17 protein-coding genes are annotated in these 21,496 nt (G+C 68.5%); 6 read left to right on the forward strand and 11 right to left on the reverse strand.

Annotated elements, in window-relative coordinates:
• Positions 1 to 67: 67 nt before the first annotated feature.
• On the reverse strand, positions 68 to 325 hold the full coding sequence (rpmA, locus tag ACIOSY_RS12175; protein ID WP_247622160.1) for a 50S ribosomal protein L27: 258 nt from the start codon (positions 323 to 325) through the stop codon (positions 68 to 70).
• A gap of 19 nt (positions 326 to 344) precedes the next feature.
• On the reverse strand, positions 345 to 653 hold the full coding sequence (gene rplU, locus ACIOSY_RS12180; RefSeq protein WP_400853526.1) for a bL21 family ribosomal protein: 309 nt from the start codon (positions 651 to 653) through the stop codon (positions 345 to 347).
• Positions 654 to 864: 211 nt separating this feature from the next.
• On the opposite strand from rplU, the gene ACIOSY_RS12185 reads away from it, so the two are divergent.
• Complete coding sequence (locus ACIOSY_RS12185; protein WP_400853528.1) at positions 865 to 1,131, forward strand: DUF4031 domain-containing protein; 267 nt, start codon at positions 865 to 867, stop codon at positions 1,129 to 1,131.
• Here ACIOSY_RS12185 and ACIOSY_RS12190 read toward each other — a convergent pair.
• Positions 1,096 to 3,609: an Rne/Rng family ribonuclease gene (locus ACIOSY_RS12190; RefSeq protein WP_400853530.1), complete on the reverse strand. Its 2,514-nt coding sequence runs from the start codon at positions 3,607 to 3,609 to the stop codon at positions 1,096 to 1,098. The two genes, ACIOSY_RS12185 and ACIOSY_RS12190, sit on opposite strands and share 36 nt — an antisense overlap.
• A gap of 282 nt (positions 3,610 to 3,891) precedes the next feature.
• Between ACIOSY_RS12190 and ACIOSY_RS12195 the strand changes: the two genes are divergently transcribed.
• Entirely contained in the window at positions 3,892 to 4,506 is a 615-nt protein-coding gene (locus ACIOSY_RS12195; protein ID WP_400853533.1) for a vitamin K epoxide reductase family protein, read from the forward strand.
• A gap of 81 nt (positions 4,507 to 4,587) precedes the next feature.
• Here ACIOSY_RS12195 and ndk read toward each other — a convergent pair whose 3' ends face one another.
• The 4 genes from ndk to ileS are packed head-to-tail and all read right to left on the reverse strand — an operon-like array spanning position 4,588 to position 10,157.
• A complete protein-coding gene (gene ndk, locus ACIOSY_RS12200; protein WP_400853535.1) occupies positions 4,588 to 5,004 on the reverse strand; it encodes a nucleoside-diphosphate kinase in 417 nt (138 codons plus the stop codon).
• A 1-nt stretch (position 5,005) separates the two neighbouring features.
• Positions 5,006 to 5,434, reverse strand: coding sequence for a DUF4233 domain-containing protein (locus tag ACIOSY_RS12205; protein ID WP_400853537.1), 429 nt, complete (start codon positions 5,432 to 5,434; stop codon positions 5,006 to 5,008).
• Positions 5,431 to 6,783 carry a bifunctional folylpolyglutamate synthase/dihydrofolate synthase gene (locus ACIOSY_RS12210; protein WP_400853539.1) on the reverse strand — a complete coding sequence of 451 codons (1,353 nt, stop codon included), beginning with the start codon at positions 6,781 to 6,783 and terminating at the stop codon, positions 5,431 to 5,433. The genes ACIOSY_RS12205 and ACIOSY_RS12210 overlap by 4 nt, the downstream gene beginning before the upstream one ends.
• Positions 6,780 to 10,157: an isoleucine--tRNA ligase gene (ileS, locus tag ACIOSY_RS12215; protein ID WP_400853541.1), complete on the reverse strand. Its 3,378-nt coding sequence runs from the start codon at positions 10,155 to 10,157 to the stop codon at positions 6,780 to 6,782. Before ileS ends, ACIOSY_RS12210 begins: the two co-directional genes overlap by 4 nt.
• Positions 10,158 to 10,456: 299 nt before the next feature.
• Between ileS and ACIOSY_RS12220 the strand changes: the two genes are divergently transcribed.
• Entirely contained in the window at positions 10,457 to 11,107 is a 651-nt protein-coding gene (locus ACIOSY_RS12220) for a pentapeptide repeat-containing protein (protein WP_400853543.1), read from the forward strand.
• Here ACIOSY_RS12220 and ACIOSY_RS12225 read toward each other — a convergent pair.
• From ACIOSY_RS12225 to ACIOSY_RS12240, 4 genes are read right to left on the reverse strand one after another with little or no spacing between them, the layout of a single operon-like run.
• Complete coding sequence (locus ACIOSY_RS12225) at positions 11,097 to 12,626, reverse strand: ATP-binding cassette domain-containing protein (protein ID WP_400853545.1); 1,530 nt, start codon at positions 12,624 to 12,626, stop codon at positions 11,097 to 11,099. The two genes, ACIOSY_RS12220 and ACIOSY_RS12225, sit on opposite strands and share 11 nt — an antisense overlap.
• Positions 12,623 to 13,435 carry an ABC transporter permease gene (locus ACIOSY_RS12230; protein WP_400853547.1) on the reverse strand — a complete coding sequence of 271 codons (813 nt, stop codon included), beginning with the start codon at positions 13,433 to 13,435 and terminating at the stop codon, positions 12,623 to 12,625. The genes ACIOSY_RS12225 and ACIOSY_RS12230 overlap by 4 nt, the downstream gene beginning before the upstream one ends.
• Positions 13,432 to 14,376, reverse strand: coding sequence for an ABC transporter permease (locus ACIOSY_RS12235; protein WP_400853549.1), 945 nt, complete (start codon positions 14,374 to 14,376; stop codon positions 13,432 to 13,434). Before ACIOSY_RS12235 ends, ACIOSY_RS12230 begins: the two co-directional genes overlap by 4 nt.
• A 33-nt stretch (positions 14,377 to 14,409) precedes the next feature.
• Entirely contained in the window at positions 14,410 to 16,023 is a 1,614-nt protein-coding gene (locus tag ACIOSY_RS12240) for an ABC transporter substrate-binding protein (protein WP_400853551.1), read from the reverse strand.
• Between the two features lie 170 nt (positions 16,024 to 16,193).
• On the opposite strand from ACIOSY_RS12240, the gene valS reads away from it, so the two are divergent.
• The 3 genes from valS (at position 16,194) to ACIOSY_RS12255 (ending at position 21,477) form a co-directional block, all read left to right on the forward strand.
• The gene (valS, locus tag ACIOSY_RS12245) at positions 16,194 to 18,809 is read left to right on the forward strand and encodes a valine--tRNA ligase (protein WP_400853553.1); all 2,616 of its coding nucleotides are present in this window, start codon (positions 16,194 to 16,196) and stop codon (positions 18,807 to 18,809) included.
• The gene (locus ACIOSY_RS12250) at positions 18,809 to 19,024 is read left to right on the forward strand and encodes a hypothetical protein (RefSeq protein WP_400853555.1); all 216 of its coding nucleotides are present in this window, start codon (positions 18,809 to 18,811) and stop codon (positions 19,022 to 19,024) included. The genes valS and ACIOSY_RS12250 overlap by 1 nt, the downstream gene beginning before the upstream one ends.
• Positions 19,025 to 19,422: 398 nt before the next feature.
• The gene (locus ACIOSY_RS12255; RefSeq protein WP_400853557.1) at positions 19,423 to 21,477 is read left to right on the forward strand and encodes a M3 family metallopeptidase; all 2,055 of its coding nucleotides are present in this window, start codon (positions 19,423 to 19,425) and stop codon (positions 21,475 to 21,477) included.
• The last annotated feature ends 19 nt before the right edge of the window (positions 21,478 to 21,496 follow it).

Below are 21,496 nucleotides of genomic sequence, written 5' to 3' on the forward strand. Positions count from 1 at the left end.
AGGGCAGATACACGGACGGGGCGAGCCGAAGCCCGCCCCGAACCGGATGTCTAGTGCTGTGTGGCGATTACTCGCCTGCAGCGACGATGTTGACGACCTTGCGGCCGCCCTTCGCACCGAACTGCACCGCGCCTGCGGACAGAGCGAACAGCGTGTCGTCGCCGCCACGGCCGACGTTCACGCCGGGGTGGAAGTGGGTGCCGCGCTGACGGACGATGATCTCGCCGGCGTTGACCTGCTGGCCACCGAAGCGCTTGACGCCAAGTCGCTGTGCGTTGGAGTCACGACCGTTACGGGTGGAGCTTGCGCCCTTTTTATGTGCCATGTCCTGGTCTCCTCGGTCTTTACTTGATGCCGGTGATCTTGACGCGCGTGAGCTCCTGGCGGTGGCCCTGACGCTTCTTGTAGCCGGTCTTGTTCTTGTACTTCTGGATGATGATCTTCGGGCCGCGGAGGTTGCCGATGACCTCAGCCGTGACCTTGACCTTCGCCAGCTTGTCGGCGTCGGTGGTTACGGAGGCGCCATCGACGAGCAGCACGGCCGCAAGCTCGATGTTCTCGCCCTGGGCAGCCTTCACACGATCGAGCTGAACGATCGTGCCGACCTCGACCTTCTCCTGCCGCCCACCGGCGCGCACTACTGCGTAAACCACTTCATACCTGTTTCGTTGGGGAGCACGGAGCTCCGAGAATCTCACGGGAAGACTGTTGCTTGCATGCGCCGCAGGGCGACGGGTGCGATGCAAGACGTTCCGCTTCGACCGACGAGGACGACGCGGCATACGCACCAAGGGACTACTTTACCGGATGCCGGAGCCTGTCGCAAAGTGAGCGAGAAGGTGTGTCTCGTCCTAGGCTGACGGGATGACCATACTCGTCGACGATCCGCTCTGGCCCGCGCACGGGCGACTGTGGGCCCACCTCGTCAGCGACGAGAGTCTCGACGAGTTGCACGCGTTCGCGCGACGGCACGATCTGCCGCCGCGTTCGTTCGATCTCGACCACTACGACGTGCCGGAGGAGGCTCTCCCCCGGCTCGTCGATGGCGGTGCGCAACCCGTCGGCGGCAAAGAACTCGTGCGCCGACTGATCGCTTCAGGCCTCAGGATCCCCGCTCGCGACCGGCGCTGAACTCTCGCCGTTCACGGAGACCGGGGTTCCGGTAAGGGCAGCCGTGCTCACGCGACGACGGCCTCTCCCCTGCCCCGGAGCCTTGGGCTCGGGCAGCGCGTCGAGAACCGAGTCGAGAAGCTGCTCGGCCGGCGACTTGGGCGCCTTGCGATCCGAACCCCGCTTCTTGCGCGGCTTCTTGGCACGCTCGACGACCTCAGCGGGAGCGACCTCGGGTGCGGTGGCCTCCACCGCATCGTCGACGGACGGCACCTTCGTCGACGCCGCGATCTGAGCGAGCGCGGACTTCGCACCTTCGGGGATGCTGTGCGTCACGTTCGCGGGAGGCGGCGTGCTCTGGCTCTGGCCGTTGCCACCGCCGCGCTGACGCCGGCCGCTCTGGCCGTTGCCGTTGCCGTTGCCGTTGCCGTTCGAGTTGCCACCACCGTTGCCGTTGCTGCTCGAGCGGTGCTTGACGACCGGGTCGTGGTGCACGATGACGCCGCGGCCGGCGCACACCTCGCAGTTCTCGCTGAACGTCTCGAGAAGACCGAGACCCAGCTTCTTGCGGGTCATCTGCACGAGGCCCAGCGAGGTCACCTCGGCGACCTGGTGCTTGGTGCGGTCACGGCTGAGGCATTCGATCAGCCGGCGCAGCACGAGATCGCGGTTCGACTCGAGCACCATGTCGATGAAGTCGACGACGATGATGCCGCCGATGTCGCGCAGGCGTAGCTGGCGGACGATCTCCTCGGCGGCTTCGAGGTTGTTCTTGGTGACGGTCTCTTCGAGGTTTCCACCGGTTCCGACGAACTTTCCGGTGTTGACGTCGACGACCGTCATCGCCTCTGTACGGTCGATGACCAGCGAACCGCCCGAAGGCAGCCAGACCTTGCGGTCGAGGGCCTTCTCGATCTGCTCGGTGATGCGGAACGCGTCGAACGGGTCGGCGGCATCCTCGTACGACTCGACGCGCTCGAGGAGGTCGGGGGCGACGCTCTCGAGGTACGAACGGATCGTAGCCTGCGACTCCTCGCCCTGGATGAGCATCTTGGTGAAGTCCTCGTTGAAGACGTCACGGACGATCTTCACGAGCAGGTCGGGCTCCGCGTGCAGGAGCGCGGGCGCCTGCTGGCTCTCGACCTGCTTCTGGACGTGCTCCCACTGGGAGGTGAGGCGCTGCACATCGCGTGTGAGCTGGTCTTCGGTCGCGCCCTCGGCAGCGGTACGGACGATCACGCCCGACGACTCGGGCAGCACCTCTTTGAGGATGCGCTTGAGTCGGGCGCGTTCGTTGTCCGGGAGCTTGCGGCTGATGCCGTTCATCGAGCCACCGGGGACGTACACGAGGTAGCGGCCGGGGAGCGAGATCTGGCTGGTCAGGCGGGCGCCCTTGTGTCCGACCGGGTCCTTGGTGACCTGCACGAGCACGCGATCGCCGGGCTTGAGGGCGAGCTCGATGCGACGCGGCTGGTTGCCGGTCTCGACGCCGTCCCAGTCGACCTCGCCGGAGTACAGCACGGCGTTGCGACCGCGACCGATGTCGACGAAGGCGGCTTCCATGCTCGGGAGCACGTTCTGCACGCGTCCGAGGTAGACGTTTCCGATCAGCGAGGCGTCCTGGTTGCGCGCGACGTAGTGCTCGACGAGCACGCCGTCCTCGAGCACACCGATCTGGGTGCGACCGTTCTTGGAGCGCACGACCATCTTGCGGTCGACGGACTCACGGCGGGCGAGGAACTCGGCCTCGGTGACGACGGGGCGACGACGACCGGCGTCGCGTCCATCACGACGGCGCTGCTTCTTCGCCTCGAGTCGCGTGGAGCCCTTGATGGCCTTGGGCTCGGTGATGTATTCGACGACGCGCTGGCGCTGACGCGGTGCCTCACGCGGGTCCTCGACGTCGGAACCACTACGGCGACGGCGACCACGGCGTCCGCCGTCGACATCTTCGGGCTCGCGGTCGCGGTCACGGTCGCGGTCGCGGTCGCGGTCGCGGTCGCGGTCGCGGTCGGCGCTCGGCGCGCGGCCGGGACGCTCGGGAAGCGGAACGAACTCGGGGGCGTAGAAGTGCAGCTGCGTCGAGACCTGCGAGACGAACACCTCGGGAAGGAGCCCGAGCGAGACCGCGGTCACGGGACCGGATGCCTCGGCGACGGGCTCTTCTGCGGTGACCTCGTCGGCCGACGGCGAAGCGTCCGCCTCGGGCTCGGCCGGAGCCGCGGCGTCTGCTTCTGCGGAGGCCTCCGCCACCGCAGGCGATTCCACAGCACCCTCTGCCTCCGCGGCAACCTCTGCCTCCGCGGATGCCTCGACGGCGACCTCGGTTTCAACGGCGGGCTCGGCCGGGGCATCCTGCTCGGAGGGGGCGTCCGGCTCCGCGGGAGCGGAATCCGTGGCCTCCTCGGCCTCGGGAGCCGTGGGCTCCGTCAGCGGCTCCGCGGCGTCAGCCGGGAGGTCGAGGGTAGATGCGTTGTTGTCATTGTTCTCATCGGCCATCTCTGGCGTACTCCCTGCGCGGGCCACTGAGTGCCCCACGAAATCTCATGCGATACCCGCAGGTGTCGCGAACTCACTAGATGTGCGACCGGCTCGTAGCTCTGGTCGCGTGGGGCATAGGACCCCGAAGTCTGCGTCGATGCGTGTCACGGCGGGGCCGCTCATCGCATCACAGGCCATTATCGCACCAACTCCACCCGAATGCGGCATCCCCTCGCACACCCCGCATTTTCTCCGGCCTGTTCTCGCCCGATCCATAGCAGTCGCTGAGATAATCCTCAGATGAGCGAGCAGCGCACCCGCCCCGTCATCTTCGCCGTCTGGCTGATCATCGCGAGCGTCGTCGGCTGGTTCGCCGCCTTCCAGCTCACGGTCGAGAAGTTCGCGATCCTCGCCGATCCCGACGCATCTCTCTCGTGCGACCTGAGCGCGTTCATCCAGTGCGGCAAGAACCTCGAGTCCTGGCAGGGCTCCGTCTTCGGCTTCCCGAACCCGATCCTCGGCCTCACCGGCTGGATGGCGCCGCTCGTCGTCGGCGTGGCTCTGCTCGCCGGTGCCCGGTTCGCCCGCTGGTTCTGGGTCTTGTTCGGTGTCGGTGTCACGTTTGCATTCGGGTTCGTGTGCTGGCTGATCTCGCAGAGCATCTACGACCTCATCGTCCTCTGCCCGTGGTGCATGGTCACGTGGGCCGTCACGATCCCCACGTTCTTCGCCACGATGCTGCATCTGACGCGCAACGGCACCTTCACCTCGTCGGAGAAGACCCAGCAGCGCGCAGAGAAGCTCATGGCGTGGGTTCCGCTGGCCACGATCGTGGCCTACGCGGTGATCATCCTGATGGCGCAGTCGAAGGGAATCGACTTCCTCGGCGAGATGGTGCGCATCCTGTTCGGCTGATCCCCCGAGCAGCCCCGCGATACGAGAAGGGCCCGTCCGCACTGCTGTGCGAACGGGCCCTTCTCGTCGAAACGGGGTGAGTCAGTCGAACCAGATGCCGAGCTCGCGCGCGGCGGACTCGGGGCTGTCGGAGCCGTGCACCAGGTTCTGCTGCACCTTGAGGCCCCAGTCGCGACCGAAGTCGCCCCTGATCGTGCCGGGAGCCGCGGTCGTCGGGTCGGTCGTGCCGGCCAGCGAGCGGAAGCCCTCGATCACACGGTTGCCCGCGAGACGGATGGCGACGGACGGACCCGAGAGCATGAACTCGATCAGGGGCTCGTAGAAGGGCTTGCCCTCGTGCTCGGCGTAGTGGGCGGCGAGGAGGTCGCGATCCGGCTCCACGAGGCGGATGTCGACGAGCGCGTAGCCCTTCGCCTCGATGCGGGCGAGGATCGCGCCGGTGAGGCCGCGGGCGACACCATCGGGCTTGACGAGGACGAGGGTTTCTTCGGTGGCCATGTCATTCACTCTCTGTCTGAGTCTGAGTCTCGGTCGAGGGCTCGGCGGGACGTCGTGCGTCCAATCGGGCCCCCATGATCGTCGCATACGCCCACATGCCGCCGAAAATCAGCGCCACGAAAGCGATGGCGGGAACGAAGAAGGCGGACAGCGCGATGATCACCTGGATGACCCAGCCCAGGCTGATCGCCCAGGGGCGGGTGATCATCCCGGCGGTGGCGAGGCAGGCGAGCGCGACGACGACGGATCCGACGATCGCCCACCAGGGCTCGATCCCCGCGGGCAGCGCCTTGAGGCCGAAGATCGTGAGACCCGCGAGGATCACGACGATCGATTCGAAGCCCAAGACGATCGGCGCCAGCTTCTGCACGAGCGTGCGCGGGGGCCGTGGGGGTCGCGGCGCGCGACGGGGCTCCGCAGCGGAGGTCATGCGCGCCACCCCGACTTCCAGTCCTCTTCCTCGGACAGGGCGATCGCCTCTCCCGCGAGAACGACGGACCCGGCGATCACGACGGCGCGCCGTTCACTCGATGCGGCCCACTCCCGCGCGGCGTCGGCGGCATCCGCGAGAGTCGGATGCACGCTCGCGCGCCCCCCGGTCTGCTCGACGAGGTCCGCGATCAGGTCGGCGTCGCTCGCACGCTCGGAGTCCGGCGCGGTGGCGAAGACGTGCGCGGCCGCGGGGGCGAGCTCCCCGACGATGCCGGCGGCGTCCTTGTCGGCGAGTACGCCCAGCACGACTCCCCACTCGTCGAAGTCGAAGCTGTCGTCGAGAGCCAGCGCGAGCGCCTTCGCGCCGTGCGGGTTGTGCGCGGCATCCACCACGACGGTCGGGGCGATGCCCAGCAGCTGCAGCCGACCGGGCGAGGTCGATCCCTGCAGCCCCTCGGTGATGATGTCGTCGGCGATGCGCTGCGCGGCACCGCCGATGAGCGACTCGACCGCGGCGATGGCCAGTGCGGCGTTGTGCCCCTGGTGGGCGCCGTAGAGCGGCAGATACTCCTCGACGTAGTTCCCCGCGAGACCGCGCACCGTGAGCAGTTGCCCACCGACGGCGAGCTTCTGGTCGGCGAGACCGAACTCCTCACCCTCGAAGGCGATCGTGGCGTTGCGCTCGGCGGCGACGCGGCGCAGCACCTCCGCGGCCTCGGCGGGCTGCTCGGCGGAGACGACCGCTGCGCCGTCTTTGATGATCCCGGCCTTGACCTGCGCGATCTCGGCGATCGTGCCGCCGAGGCGATCTGCATGGTCGATGTCGATGGGCGAGAACACCGCGACGTCGCCGTCGGCCGTATTCGTCGAATCCCACTCGCCGCCCATGCCGACTTCGAGCACCAGCACATCGACGGGGGCGTCGGCCACCGCCACGAAGGCGAGCACCGTGAGCAGCTCGAAGAATGTCAGGGGCTCCTCGCCCGACGCCTCGAGCTCGGCATCGACGATCTCGACGAAGGGGGCGATCTCGTCCCACGCGTCGGCGACCGCGGCATCCTCGATGGGAGCACCATCGATCATGATCCGCTCGGTGAACCGCTCGAGGTGCGGGCTCGTGAACAGCCCCGTGCGCAGGCCGTGGGCTCGCAGCAGGCTCTCGATCATCCGCGCCGTCGACGTCTTCCCGTTCGTGCCCGTGATGTGCACGACGCGGTAGGTGCGCTGCGGGTCGTCCAGGAAGGCGAGGATACGCGCGGTGCGCTCCTTGCGGGGCTGCACCCAGCGCTCTCCCGCCCGTGCGAGCAGGGTCTCGTAGACGGCATCCGCCCGTTCGCGCGCGCTCATGCGGCGCCTCCGATCCGCGTGACGGCGATCGTGAAGGCTGCGCGGTTCGCGTAGGTGCCCTTCTCGATGTCCGCGATGAACTCCGCACCCGCGACGGGACCGTCCTCGCGACGCAACGAGTGCTCCAATGCCAGGGTCTCCCCCGCCACATCGGCGATCTCGAAGGCCGCCGTCACGGCATCCTCGTCTTCCTGACTCGCGAACCGCAGATCCAGACGGATCCGGTCGCTCACGTCGAAGCCGGCGTTCTTGCGGGTCTCCTGCACGGCGCGGATCACGTCGCGCGCCAGGCCCTCGGCCTCGAGCTCGGGCGTGGTCTGCGTGTCGAGCAGCACGAAGCCGCCCGTCGGAACGATCGCGAGCGCCTCTCCCTCGGGCCGTCCGGTCGTCTCGAGCACCAGCTCGTACTCCGACGGTTCCAGCGCGATGCCCCCGGCGGTCACGACGCCGTCGACCTCGGCCCAGTCGCCCGATCGAGCGGCCTGGATGGCCTTCTGCACCTCTTTGCCGAGGCGCGGGCCCGCCGCGCGCGCGTTCACGCTCAGACGGTGGTCGATGCCGTAGTCGACGGCGGTCGTGTCCGCGAGCTGCACGAGCTCGACGGATTTGACGTTGAGCTCTTCGCGCAGGATCCCCTCGAACTGACCGAGCGAGGGCGCGATCGGCGACACAACGGTGAGGCGCGCCAGCGGCAGGCGCACGCGCAGCTTCTCCTTCTTGCGCAGGGCGTTGCCCACGCTCGACAGCTCGCGGACGGCATCCATCGCATCGCGGATCTCGTCGGCGGCGGGGAACGCGGCGTCGTCCGGCCAGTCCTGCAGGTGCACGCTGCGGCCGCCGGTGAGCCCCTGCCAGACGCGCTCGCTGATCAGCGGCACGAGCGGCGCAGCCACGCGGCAGAGCGTCTCGAGCACCGTGTAGAGCGTGTCGAACGCCTCTCGGCTCTTCGGGTCGTCGGTGACGCCGGTCCAGAACCGGTCGCGCGAGCGACGGATGTACCAGTTCGTCAGCACCTCGGCGAAGTCGCGCAGGCGCGCGGAAGCGGTCGTCGAGTCGAGTCCCTCCAGATCGGCGCGCACCTCGCGCACGAGGTCGCCGAGCCGCGCGAGGATGTAGCGGTCGAGCACATCGGTGGAATCGGTGCGCCACGATGCCTCGTAGCCGCCGTCGCCCGCCTGCGCTGAGCCTGTCGAAGCGTTCGCGTAGGTGGCGAAGAAGTACCACGAGTTCCACAGCGGCAGCAGGAACTCGCGCACGCCCGAGCGGATGCCCTCCTCGGTCACCGCGAGGTTGCCGCCGCGCAGCACCGAGCTCGACATCAGGAACCAGCGCATGGCGTCGGAGCCGTCGCGGTCGAGCACCTCGGAGACATCCGGATAGTTGCGCAACGACTTCGACATCTTGTAGCCGTCGCTGCCGAGCACGATGCCGTGGCAGCTCACACCGGTGAAGGCGGGGCGGTCGAAGAGCGCGGTCGACAGTACGTGCATCACGTAGAACCAGCCGCGCGTCTGCCCGATGTACTCGACGATGAAGTCGGCCGGGGCGTGCGAGTCGAACCACTCCTGATTCTCGAAGGGGTAGTGCACCTGCGCGTACGGCATGGATCCCGAGTCGAACCACACGTCGAACACGTCTTCGATGCGACGCATCGTGCTCTTGCCGGTGGGGTCGTCGGGGTTGGGACGCGTGAGCTCGTCGATGTACGGACGGTGCAGATCGACCTCGCCCTCGGGGTTGCGCGGCAGCGTGCCGAAGTCGCGCTGCATGTCGTCCAGCGAACCGTAGGCGTCGACGCGCGGGTACTCGGGGTCGTCGCTCTTCCAGATCGGGATGGGCGAGCCCCAGTAGCGGTTGCGGCTGATCGACCAGTCGCGCGCGCCCTCGAGCCACTTGCCGAACTGGCCGTACTTGACGTTCTCGGGCACCCAGGTGATCTGCTCGTTGTTCGCGAGCATGTCGTCCTTGATGTCCGTCACGCGGATGAACCAGCTCGAGACGGCCTTGTAGATCAGGGGATTGCGGCAGCGCCAGCAGTGCGGGTACGAGTGCTCGTAACTCTGCATCCGCACGAGCCGACCGTTCTCGCGGATGAGACGCACGAGCGGGGTGTTGGCGTCCATCCAGAGCTCGCCCGCGACGTCGGTCACGTTCGGGAGGAAGCGCCCGCCGTCGCTCAGCGAGAGGATCGTGGGGATGCCGGCAGCCCCGGCCACCCGCTGGTCGTCCTCACCGTAGGCCGGAGCCTGGTGCACGATGCCGGTGCCGTCGCTGACCGTGACGTAGTCGTCGACGAGGATGCGCCACGCGTTCTCGGTGCCCCAGACCTCGGCATCCGCGTAGTAGTCGAAGAGGCGGTCGTACGTGACGTCCTGCAGCTCGGATCCGCGCACGGATGCATCCACCGCGGCGAGCGCGTCCTCGGCGCTCTCGTAGCCGAGGTCCTTGGCGTAGCCGCCGAGCAGTTCGCGGGCGAGCAGGTAGCGGTGGGCGGATGCCTCGACCGCGGCGTCCGTCGATCCTGCGACCTGGTGCACGTCGGCCGCGCCGTTCGGGCCGGCGGGAACCACCACGTACTCGATGTCGGGCCCGACGGCGAGCGCGAGGTTGGTCGGGAGGGTCCAGGGCGTTGTCGTCCAGGCCAGTGCGCGCACGGCGGTGAGGCCGAGCGCTTCAGCCTTGGCGCCCGTCAGCGGGAAGGTGACCGTGACGGAGGGGTCCTGACGCATCTGGTAGACGTCGTCGTCCATGCGCAGCTCGTGCGCGCTGAGCGGCGTCTCGTCGCGCCAGCAGTACGGCAGCACGCGGTAACCCTCGTAGGCGAGGCTCTTGTCGTAGAGGGTCTTGAACGCCCAGAGCACGCTCTCCATGTACCCGAGGTCGAGGGTCTTGTAGCCGCGGTCGAAGTCGACCCACCGTGCCTGGCGGGTGACGTAGTCCTGCCATTCGTGGGTGTAGGTGAGCACCGAGCTCTTCGCCTTCGCGTTGAAGACGTCGATGCCCATGCCCTCGATCTCGCTCTTCTCGGTGATGCCGAGCTGCTTCATGGCTTCGAGCTCGGCGGGGAGGCCGTGGGTGTCCCAACCGAAGACCCGGTCGACCTTGTGGCCGGTCATGGTCTGGAAGCGCGGGAACACGTCCTTGGCATAGCCCGTGAGGAGGTGTCCGTAGTGCGGCAGGCCGTTGGCGAACGGCGGGCCGTCGTAGAACACCCACTCGGGCGAGCCCTCGCGCTGCTCGATCGAGGCGCGGAAGGTGTCGTCGGTCTTCCAGAAGTCGAGCACCTCCTCCTCGATCCGGGGGAAGCGGGGGCTCGGCGCCACAGAGGCGGCCTGGTCGGCGGCGGGTCCGAAGGAGGAACGCGGGTAGGTCATCGTGTCTCGCAGTGTCGTCGTGGCGGATGCTCCTGCGAGGACGACCCTCGCGGACCGCGGTACCACCTCGCGTGCGTTCCAGCACCGTTCGGTGCGTTCACGCCACTCTCACTGCGGCTGTGACGGGCCTGCCCCGCTCGGTTCTACTGGGCCCGTCGCCGGGCTGTTCTTCCGAGAGCTCCCCGGTGATGCCGGATCGATGCTCGTGGTTCCCAGTGTACGCGCCTCCGGCCCCCGCGCGTCGCGGACGTCGTTCGGCGAGGATCGCGAGTGTCCCCGGCCGCGCCTACCCTCGAAGCATGGCCCGCACACCCGAGTCGCCCGTCGCCCCGCGCCTCTCCCCTCCCGATCTCCCCGATGATTTCGCCCCCGCACAGCCGCGACGCAGTGCCGACCTCATCGCCGCCGCGCTCGACCTCACCGGAGACATCGATCTCGCTTACGCGTCCCTCGAGCAGTGCCGGGTGACGGCCGATGCCGACACGATCGACCTCACCGGAGCCACCATCCTCGACGTCGAGATGTCGAACATCCGGGTCGCCTCCCTCCGGATGCGCAACTCCGGCATCCGGCGCCTGCGCGTCACGGGCGGCCGCATCGGCACTCTCGACCTCAGTGGTGCGCGCGTCGCCGAGCTCGAGCTGCGCGACGTCCGCATCGACTATCTGAACCTCGGTGGCTCGCGTGTCGAAGACGTCGACGTCACCGGGTGCCGAATCCGTGCGCTCGACATGCCTCAGGCAGAACTCACCCGCATCCGCTTCACCGACTCCGCGAGCGACGAGGTCGACACCCGCGGCATGCGGGCGAGCGACGTCGACCTGCGCGGTCTCGACGCGCTCTCCTTCCTCGACGCCAACAGTCTTCGCGGCACCACGCTCACGAGCTTCCAGGTGCAGCAGCTCGCTGCCCTGATCGCGGAGGGGCTCGGCATCCAGATCAAGGACTGAGCGTCAGCGCGCCACTCGCGGCCAGCAGCTCGCGGGTGAACGGATGCTCCGGCGCCGCGAACACGGCCGCCACCGGTCCCTGCTCGACGATGCGTCCGTCCTGCATGACGAGCACGTCATCGGCGACCGCGGCGACCACATCGAGATCGTGCGATACGAAGATCATCGTGAGCCGGCGTTCGCGCTGCAGGCGAGCGAGGATGCGGAGCACGCGCTCGCGTACCGAGGGGTCGAGCGCCGAGACCGGCTCGTCCAGCACCAGCACATCGGGATCGGCGGCGAGCGCCCGGACGATCGCCGCCCGTTGACGCTGCCCGCCCGAGAGGTCTGCCGGCAGGCGTGTGGCGAGCGCGGGATCGAGGTCGACCTCGACGAGAAGCTCTTCCACCCGGCGGGCACGCTGCACCCGGGGCACTCCCCCGGCGGCGAGCGCCTCGCGCAGCGACCGACCGATCGTCCACCGCGGGTCGAAGGCGCCGAGCGGATTCTGGTGCACGAGCTGCACGCGATGCGCGCCGTGCCATCGGATCTCACCGGCGTCGGGTCTCTCGACGCCGATGACCATGCGGGCGAGCGTGGTCTTGCCCGACCCGGACTCGCCCACGATGCCGAGGGTGCTCCCCTGCCGCACCTCGAAGGTCGCGTCTTCCACGGCGGGGATCGCCGCGAACACCTTCGCGACCGCCGTCACCGACAGCACGGGAACCGTGGGGCGATCGTCCGGTTCCCGCGGCTCGTGGATCGTGGCCGCGATGAGCTGACGGGTGTACGGATGCTGGGGAGCTTCGAGCACCTGTGCGACCATGCCCTCTTCGACGACCTGCCCCTCCCGCATCACGAGCACGCGATCGGCGACTCGACGCACGGCCGCGAAGTCATGACTGATGAAGAGCACGGCGGTTCCCGCATCCGCGATCTCGCGCAGCAGATCGAGGATGCGCGCCTGCACGGTGGCATCGAGCGCGGTGGTCGGTTCGTCGGCGATCAACGCTGACGGTGCGGCGGCGAGGGCCGACGCGATGAGGGCGCGCTGGCGCAGCCCTCCGGAGAGCTCGTGCGGGTACTGGCGCATGCGGCGTTCCGGCTCGGGCATCCAGACACGGCGCAGCAGCCCGAGCGTCCGCTCCCCAAGATCGCGCGGTGCGCGTTCGTGCAGTCGGATCGGTTCGGCGATCTCCGATCCGATGCGCTGCAGCGGGTCGAGTGCCACGAGTGCGTCCTGAGCCACCAGAGCGACCATCGCCCCCCGCAATCGCCGCCAGCCGTGTTCGTCCAGCGCAGTGGCGTCGTGCCCGTCCACGCGCAGCACGTCGGCGGAGACCACCGCTCCGCGCGGAGTCAGGCCGAGCAGCGCCCGCGCCGTCAGCGACTTGCCCGCCCCCGACTCACCGACGATCGCGACGCACTCGCCGGGTGCGATCGACAGCGTGACCCCGCCGACGACGACCGCGCCGTCGATGGCGATGCGGAGGTTCTGCACCTCGAGCGCGGCGGAAGCCTGCTCGGCTGATTCGGTCATCCGTTCCTCCCGTCGGCCCGAGCGCGCAGTACCCGCCCGACGATGGTCGCCGCGACGACGGTGAGCGTGATCGCGATTCCGGGGAACACCGAGATCCACCACGCCTGACCGAGCACGTTCCGACCTCCGGCGAGCATGAGGCCCCACTCCGGCGTCGGCTCCGCGGGCCCGAGCCCGAGGAAGCTGAGGCCCGAGGCGGCGAGGATGCTCGAGCCGATGCCGATCGTCGCCAGAACGCTGAGCGAGCCCACGACGCCGGGCAGCACATGACGTCGGAATGCGAGGAAACGGGGCACCCCCAGGATGCGCGCGGCCTCGACGTGCTCTGCCACGCGGAGCGTGCGCGTCTGCACGCGCGCGAGTCGGATGTACACCGGCACCGCGGCCAACGTCACCGCGAGCGCGACGTTCACCGGCCCGGGTCCCAGGATCGCGATCACGACCAGCGCGACGAGGAACTCGGGGAATGCCATCAGCACGTCGTTGATGCGCATGAGCGACACATCGACGGCCCTCGGAGCCGTGCCAGCCAGGGCGCCGATCGCCAGCCCCGCGACGAGGGCGATCGCCGTCGCCAGCAGACCGATGCCGACCGAGCGCGCGGCCCCGAAGACGACGCGCGAATACACGTCGCGACCGCTCTGGTCGGTGCCGAAGAGGTGTTCCGCGCTCGGCGGGCGAAGCGCCCCCCGCACATCGGTGAGCACCGGGTCGTGCGTGGCGAGCACCCCGGGGAATGCCGCCGCGAAGGCGATGACCGCGAGCACCGCCAGCGCCGACCACAGCAGAACCCGCTGCGCCCGGCTCATCGGAGTGACTCCCGCCGTGTGACGCGCAGGCGCGGGTCGATCAACGGGTGCACCAGTTCGACGACGACGTTCACCGTGACGAACACGAGAGCGCTGAGCAGGATGATCCCCGAGATCACCGGCAGGTCGCGGTCGCTGATCGCCGCGAGCGTCACGCGGCCCAGCCCGGGCCGGGCGAACACGGTCTCGACGAGCACCGCTCCTCCGAGCACCGAACCGGTGAGGTAGGCGGTGAGCGTCACCGCCCCGGAAGCCCCATGGCGCAGGCCGTGCCGGAGCGTGAACCACCCGGCGCTCGCTCCCCGGGCCCGCACGGTTTCGGCGAACGGCATCCGCTCGGCCTGCACGAGACCATCCCGCAGCACCTGCCCGAGCAGCGCGGCCACCGGGAGCGCCAGGGTCACCGCCGGGAGGACGATCGTCGCCGGGTTCCGTGACCCCGAGACCGGGAACCAGCCGAGACCGAACGCGAAGACGCTCAGCAGGATCAGACCGATCCAGAACACCGGCGACGACAGCACGACCAGCTCGACGCCGGTGGCGACGGCGCGGGCGGTCTCGCCGCGCACCAGCAATGCCACGGCGAGCGCGAGAACGAGGGCGATGGCCAGGGCGAGGGCGGACAGCTGCAGCGTCGCACCGAGCTGTCGACCGATCACCTCGGACACCGGCAGCCTCAACTGATAGGACTCGCCGAGATCGCCGCGCACGAGCTGACCGAGATAGTCGAGGTACTGCTGGAGCGGAGGTCGGTCGAGGCCCAGATCGGCACGGATGCCGTCTTTCACCGCCTCGCTCACCTGCGCCTGCGGACCGAGCATCACCGAGACCGGATCACCCGGGATGACCCGGAACGCGAGGAACGCGAGCGTCGCTGCGCCCCAGAGGACGACGATGACGGATGCGGCGAGACCGGCGATCTTCGTGAGCGCAGCCTTCACCGCTCCCCCTTCACACAGTGCGTCGGTTCCGGATCAGCCGACGGTCACATCGTAGAACAGGGGCCGCCCGTAGAGGTCGTAGTCCACACCCTCGATGCGCTCGCCGACCGCGGTGATCGCCGAGGGGCTGTAGAGCGGCACGATCGCCGTATACGTGGCGTTCCACTGCTGGAGCTGCGTGTACAGCGCATTGCGCTCGGTCTGATCGCTGGTCGCGACGGCGGTCTCGAGCAGACCGTCGACCTCGGGGTCGGACACCTGCGACGCGTTCTGGAACCCGTCGGTGTGCAGGTGCGCACGCAGGAAGTCGGGGTCGACGCCCGAGAAGCCCCAGTCGGTGAGGTCGAAGGTCTTCGGGCCGTACTGGTCGTTGTACGCACCGGGCTCGAGCACGTCGCGGACGACCTCGAAGCCGATCTTCTTCAGATCGGACTGGATCGCGTTCGCCAGCGCGGCACGGTCGTCGGGAACAGGGGTCCAGGCGATCCAGGTCGCCGACAGACGCGCACCGTCCTTCATGCGGATGCCGTCGGTGTCGCGCTCGGTCCATCCGGCTTCGTCGAGCAGGCGGTTGGCCTCGTCGGGGTCGAATGCCCAGGTGCCCTCCAGAGCCGCATCGTATCCGGGCGTCGTGGAGCTCAGCACGCTCCACGCCCGCGGGAACTGTCCGAAGAAGATCTCTTCGACGGCCGGATCGATGTCGATGCCGCGGGCGAATGCCTGGCGCACCTTCTCGTCCGCGAACACACCGTACTTCTCGTTCAGGTACAGCGAGTACGGCAGACCGGGGTACTCGATCGAATCGACCGTGATGCCATGTCCCAGGCCCTCCACGAGGTTGGGCGGGATGTTGCTGGCGAGATCCGCCTCGCCGCTGGAGACGACACCGGTGCGGACGGATGCCTCGGGCTGGATCTCGACGCGCAGCGTCTCGAAGGCCGGCGCCTTCTCGCCGTGGGGGCCCCAGGCGTAGTCGTCGTTGCGGGTGTAGACGAGCTCCTGGTCGGGCGTGTACTCGGTGAGTTCGAACGGACCGGTACCGACGGTGATCCCCGGGCCGCCCGCCTTGAGCTGGTCCGCCGACTCCTCGAGCACCGCCGGCGAGTAGAACCCGAGCTGCGGCGTGCTCGCCGCCTGCAGGAACGGCGCGTACGGCTGCGTGAAGCTCACGATCACGGTGTGGTCGTCGACGACCTCGGTGCCCTCGTAGAAGTCCGCTCCGAGCATGCTCGCGGCCTGCGCCGACGCGGTGTCGGGGTCGACGATGCGGTCGAAGTTCGCCTTGACGGCCGCGGCGTCGAAGGGCTCGCCGTCGTGGAAGGTCACGTCGTCGCGCAGCGTGAAGGTGTACTCGGTGCTGTCGTCGGACACGATCCAGTCGGTCGCGAGCCACGGCGAGAACGAGCCGTCGTCCTCCTGGAAGACCAGCGAGTCGAGCACCGCGCGCTGCACCATGCCCGAGACGTCGAGCTGGCTCACCTGCGGGTCCATGTGCCCGGCCGAGAGATTCGCGCCCTCGATCGACCAGACGACTTCTCCCCCGGCGCCATCCTGTGCGGACGAGGCGCTGCAGGCGCTCAGCGCCAGAGCGGCCACGGCGGCGAGGGCCGCGACGGGAAGAAGACGGCGCACGGATGCTGCGGGCATGACGATTCCTCAGGACGATCGGGTGGGGGGTACGACCAGTCTAGAGCCGATTGTTGGACGGGGTCGATTTGCGGCAGCATCCGACTCCGCCCACCCTGGCTAGACTGGTTCGCACACCCACACTCAGGCACGCTCACACAGTGCCGCATACATCGCTCGAGGAGACCTCCATGCCTGCTTCTGAAACTGCGCAGAACCAGATTCCCGACAAGCCCGTACTCGAAGGCCTCGAAGCGAAATGGGACTCCACGTGGGCCGCGCAGGGCACGTACCTGTTCGACCGCGTCCGCGCCGCGCAGTCGGGGCGCGAGGGCGTCTTCTCGATCGACACCCCGCCGCCCACCGCATCCGGCAGCCTCCACATCGGGCACGTGTTCTCGTACACGCACACCGACGTCAAGGCGCGCTTCGAGCGCATGCGCGGCAAGACGGTGTTCTACCCGATGGGGTGGGACGACAACGGACTGCCCACCGAGCGTCGCGTGCAGAACTACTACGGCGTGCGCTGCGACCCCTCGCTCCCGTACACGCCCGACTTCACGCCCCCGTTCGAGGGCGGCGACAACAAGTCGAGCCGCGCCGCCGACCAGCTGCCCATCAGCCGCCGCAACTTCATCGAGCTGTGCGAGCGCCTGACCATCGAGGATGAGAAGCAGTTCGAGGCGCTGTTCCGTCAGCTCGGCCTGAGCGTCGACTGGACCCAGACGTACCGCACGATCTCCGACGACACGATCCGCCAGAGCCAGCTCGCGTTCCTGCGCAACATCGAGCGGGGCGAGGCGTACCAGGCGCTGGCTCCCACGCTCTGGGACATCGACTTCCGCTCGGCGATCGCCCAGGCCGAACTCGAGGATCGCGACCAGCAGGCCGCGTACCACACCATCGAATTCCCGTTCGCCGACGGGTCGGGGTCGATCGCGATCGACACCACCCGTCCGGAACTGCTTCCCGCGTGCATCGCGATCGTCACCCACCCGGAGGGGCCGCACAAGCACCTCATCGGTACGAAGGTGCGCACGCCGTTCTTCGATGCCGAGATCGAGATCCACGGCCACCACCTCGCGCAGCCCGACAAGGGCACCGGCGCCGCCATGGTCTGCACCTTCGGTGACGTGACCGACATCATCTGGTGGCGCGAACTGCGCACCACCGAGAACGAGTCGCTCCCCAACATGACGACGATCGGCCTCGACGGCCGGTTCCTCCCGACCGCGCCGGAATCGGTCGCGAACGCCGAAGCCGCCGCCTGGTACGGCGAAGAGCTGGCCGGGAAGACCGTGTTCAGCGCGCGAAAGGCCATCGTCGAGAAGATGCAGGAGACCGGCGACCTCACCGCGGTCGGCAAGCCGTTCAGCCATGCCGTGAAGTTCTTCGAGAAGGGCGACCGACCGCTCGAGATCGTGTCCACGCGCCAGTGGTACATCCGCAACGGCGCCCGCGACGGCGAGCTGCGCGACAAGCTGCTCGCCCACGGATCGGAGCTGAACTGGTACCCCGACTTCATGCGCGTGCGCTATGAGAACTGGGTCGGCGGCCTGACGGGCGACTGGCTCGTCTCGCGTCAGCGGTTCTTCGGAGTGCCGATCCCGCTCTGGTACGCGCTCGATGAGAACGGCGAGCGCGACTACGACCGCGTGCTCGTTCCCGATGCGGCGACCCTGCCGATCGATCCGACGTCCGATGTGCCCGCGGGCTACACCGAGGCCCAGCGCGGCGTCGCCGGCGGATTCGACGCCGAGGCCGACATCTTCGACACCTGGGCGACGTCGTCGCTCACCCCGCAGCTCGCCGGCGGATGGGAACGCGACGAAGAGCTCTGGAACCTCACCGCTCCGTTCGACCTGCGCCCGCAGGGGCAGGACATCATCCGCACCTGGCTGTTCTCGACCATGCTGCGTTCGGTCCTCGAAGACGGCCGTTCGCCCTGGCGCAGCGCCGCCATCAGCGGCTTCATCGTCGACCCCGACCGCAAGAAGATGTCGAAGTCCAAGGGCAACGTGGTGACCCCCGCCGACATCCTCGACACGCACGGGTCGGATGCCGTGCGCTACTGGTCCGCCTCGAGCCGTCTCGGAATGGATGCCGCGTTCGACCCGCAGAACCCGACCCAGGTGAAGATCGGCCGTCGTCTGGCGATCAAGGTGCTCAACGCGGCGAAGTTCGTGCTGTCGTTCCCGGTTCCGGAGGGGGCGCAGGTCACGCACGCGCTGGATGCCTCGATGCTCGCGGGCCTCGACAGCGTCGTCGTCGAGGCGACGAAGGCCTTCGAGCGGTACGACCAGGCACGGGCCCTCGAGATCACCGAAGGCTTCTTCTGGACGTTCTGCGACGACTATCTCGAACTCGTCAAGGAGCGCGCCTACAACCAGAACGATGTCGGTCAGGCATCCGCGGCGCTCGCACTGCGGCTCGCGCTCTCGACCCTGTTGCGGCTGCTCGCGCCCGTGCTGTCGTTCGCGACGGAAGAGGCGTGGTCGTGGTTCGAAGAGGGGTCCGTGCACACGGCCTCCTGGCCCGAGCCTCTCGGAATCGACGGCGACACCGCGGTGCTCGCCGCCGCGAGCGAGGCGCTGATCGGCATCCGTCGCGCCAAGACCGAGGCGAAGGCCTCGCAGAAGACACCGGTCGCACGCGCCGTGATCGTCGCACCGGATGCGAAGCTCGACGCCCTGCGCGCGGCCGCCGACGACCTCCGCGCCGTCGGACGCATCGCCGATCTCGAGTTCGGCGAGGCCGAGGAGTTCGCCGTGACCGCGATCGAACTCGCCCCGGCCGAGGAGTCCTGATGCAGCTGGGTACGCGATGGGCTGCCGGATCCGAGGCTCCGGCTTCGGTGCCCGCCGCCCTGCGCCCCGCGATCGCGGAGGTCGAGGCGAAGGGCCTGACGGGCCACTGGACCCTCACCTGGCTCGAGGGTCGCGCCATCGCCGAGCTCGATGCCGGATGGGAAGTCCTGCAGTCCGCTTCGGGCGCGGTCATCGCCCGTCCCTTCCAGGACTGACGCGCAGGCGAACGCGCGAGGCCCCTTCTCCTCTGAACGAGGGTGGGGGCCTCTTGCCATATCGGCGACGACCGTCCACGCTGTCCGTCATCCGGCATGAGGGCATCCGCATCGGCGATCTCCGTGACGCCTTCGACACCGGGTACAGGGCCATCGCCGCGCAGTTCGCGGCCGGCGCCCTCGTTCCTGTCGGCCCGGGGGCCCGTACGACGGCCTCGGCGCTGCCTGGGCGGCGCTCGTCGAACGCACGAGCGCTGCCGGCCTGTCATCGCGGAGCATCCTGATCGACGTGTACGTGTCGGTTCCGAGCGCGGCTGCGGGCGAACTGCGCACCGACCTCATCCTGCCGGTGACCTGAGCCTCACCCGCGCCTCGGCAGTGGTGGATAGGCTCGGATCATGACGACCGATGCCTCGAACCCGCTGCTCCAGCCCTCGACGCTCCCCTACGGCCTTCCCGACTACCGGGTGATCCGCGCCGAGCACTACCTTCCCGCTTTCCAGGCGGCGTTCGATGAGCACCTGCGGGAGATCTCTCGCATCACGATGGTCCGATCGATGCCGACCTTCGAGAACACGATCGAGGCCATCGAGCGCTCAGGCGACCTCCTCGACCGTGTGGCGCACGCGTTCTACACGGTCAGCTCGGCGGATGCCACCGAAGAGATCCAAGCCGTCGATGAACAGCTCGCCCCGCTCATGGCCGCGCACAACGACGCCGTGACGCTCGACGGCGCGCTGTACTGGCGCGTACAGCAGGTGCACGACCGGCTCGACCAGCTCGACCTCGATGACGAGCAGCGCTACCTCGTCGAACGGCATCATCGTGAGATGACGCATGCGGGCGCTGCCCTCGATGACGAGGCCAAAGCGCAGCTGACGCAGCTCAACCAGCAGCTCTCGTCGCTGAGCAACACGTTCGAACGCAACCTGCTGAACGACACGAACGACCTCGCCGTCGTGTTCGACTCCGCCGACGACCTCGACGGCCTCAGCGCCGGCGAGCTCTCGGCTGCGGCCCGATCCGCGACCGAGCGGGGCCTCGACGGTTCCTACCTCATCTCTCTCCCGCTGTTCACCGGGCATCCGTACCTCGCGCAGTTGCGCGACCGCGAAACCCGGCGACGCATCATGGCGGCGTCGCGGGCCCGGGGCTCCCGGGCGAACGCGAACGACAACCGCCCGGTGCTGCTCGAGATCGTTCGGCTCCGCGCCGAGCGGGCCGCGCTCCTGGGCTACCCGTCGCATGCGGCGTACGTGACGGCTGATGAGACCGCGGGAAGCCCGGATGCCGTCGAAGACATGCTCCGCGCCCTCAACGGTCCATCGGCTCGCAACGCGCGTGCCGAGCAGGAGTCTCTCCAGGCGATCGTCGACGAGACCGAAGCCGCTCCCTTCCCCATCGAGGCGCACGACTGGGCGTTCTACACCGAGAAGGTGCGGGCGGCGACCTACGACATCGACACGAGCGCACTCCGTCCGTGGTTCGAAGCCGAGCGCGTTCTCCGCGACGGCGTTTTCTTCGCGGCGACCCGTCTGTACGGCGTGACGTTCGCCGAGCGCACCGATCTTCCGTCGTATCACCCGGGCGCGCGCGTCTTCGAGGTGAGCAACGCCGACGGCAGTCCCCTCGGGCTGTACATCCTCGACCTCTACACCCGCGACTCGAAGCGCGGAGGCGCCTGGATGAACTCGATCGTGAGCCAGTCGCGCTTGCGCGGCACTGCTCCGGTCGTGGTGAACAACCTCAACGTGGCTCTGCCCGGCGACGGCGAACCGACTCTGCTGACCCTCGACGAGGTGACGACCCTCTTCCACGAGTTCGGGCACGCCCTGCACGGACTCTTCGCGACCGTGACCTACCCGCACTTCGCCGGCACCAATGTGTTCCGCGACTTCGTCGAGTTCCCGAGCCAGGTGAACGAGATGTGGATCCTCTGGCCCGAGGTGCTCGACAACTACGCACGCCATCACGTGACCGGCGAACCTCTGGATGCGGCGATCGTCGACCGGCTGCGCGCGACCGAGACCTTCGACCAGGGGCACGCGACGAGCGAGTATCTCGCCGCCGCATGGCTCGACCAGGCCTGGCACCGGATCGATACGCACACCAAGGTGCTCGACGTCTCGGTGTTCGAAGGGGCCGCACTCGCCGACATCGGGCTCGACAACCCGGCCGTGCCGACCCGATACTCGTCGACGTATTTCGCGCACGTCTTCTCGGGCGGCTACAGCGCCGGGTACTACTCCTACATCTGGAGCGAGGTGCTCGACGCGGACACGGTCGAGTGGTTCGTCGAGAACGGCGGTCTCACCCGAGAGAATGGCGACCGATTCCGTCAGCGACTGCTCGGTGTGGGCGGCTCGAAAGATCCCCTCGCCGCGTACCACGACTTCCGTGGCCGCGTCGCTGACATCGGTCCGCTGCTCGCACGACGCGGACTCACGTCCTGAGCAGGCCCGAACGACGTCG

Origin of the sequence: Microbacterium sp. NPDC087665 (assembly GCF_044743285.1) — a bacterium.
GTDB lineage: Bacteria > Actinomycetota > Actinomycetes > Actinomycetales > Microbacteriaceae > Microbacterium.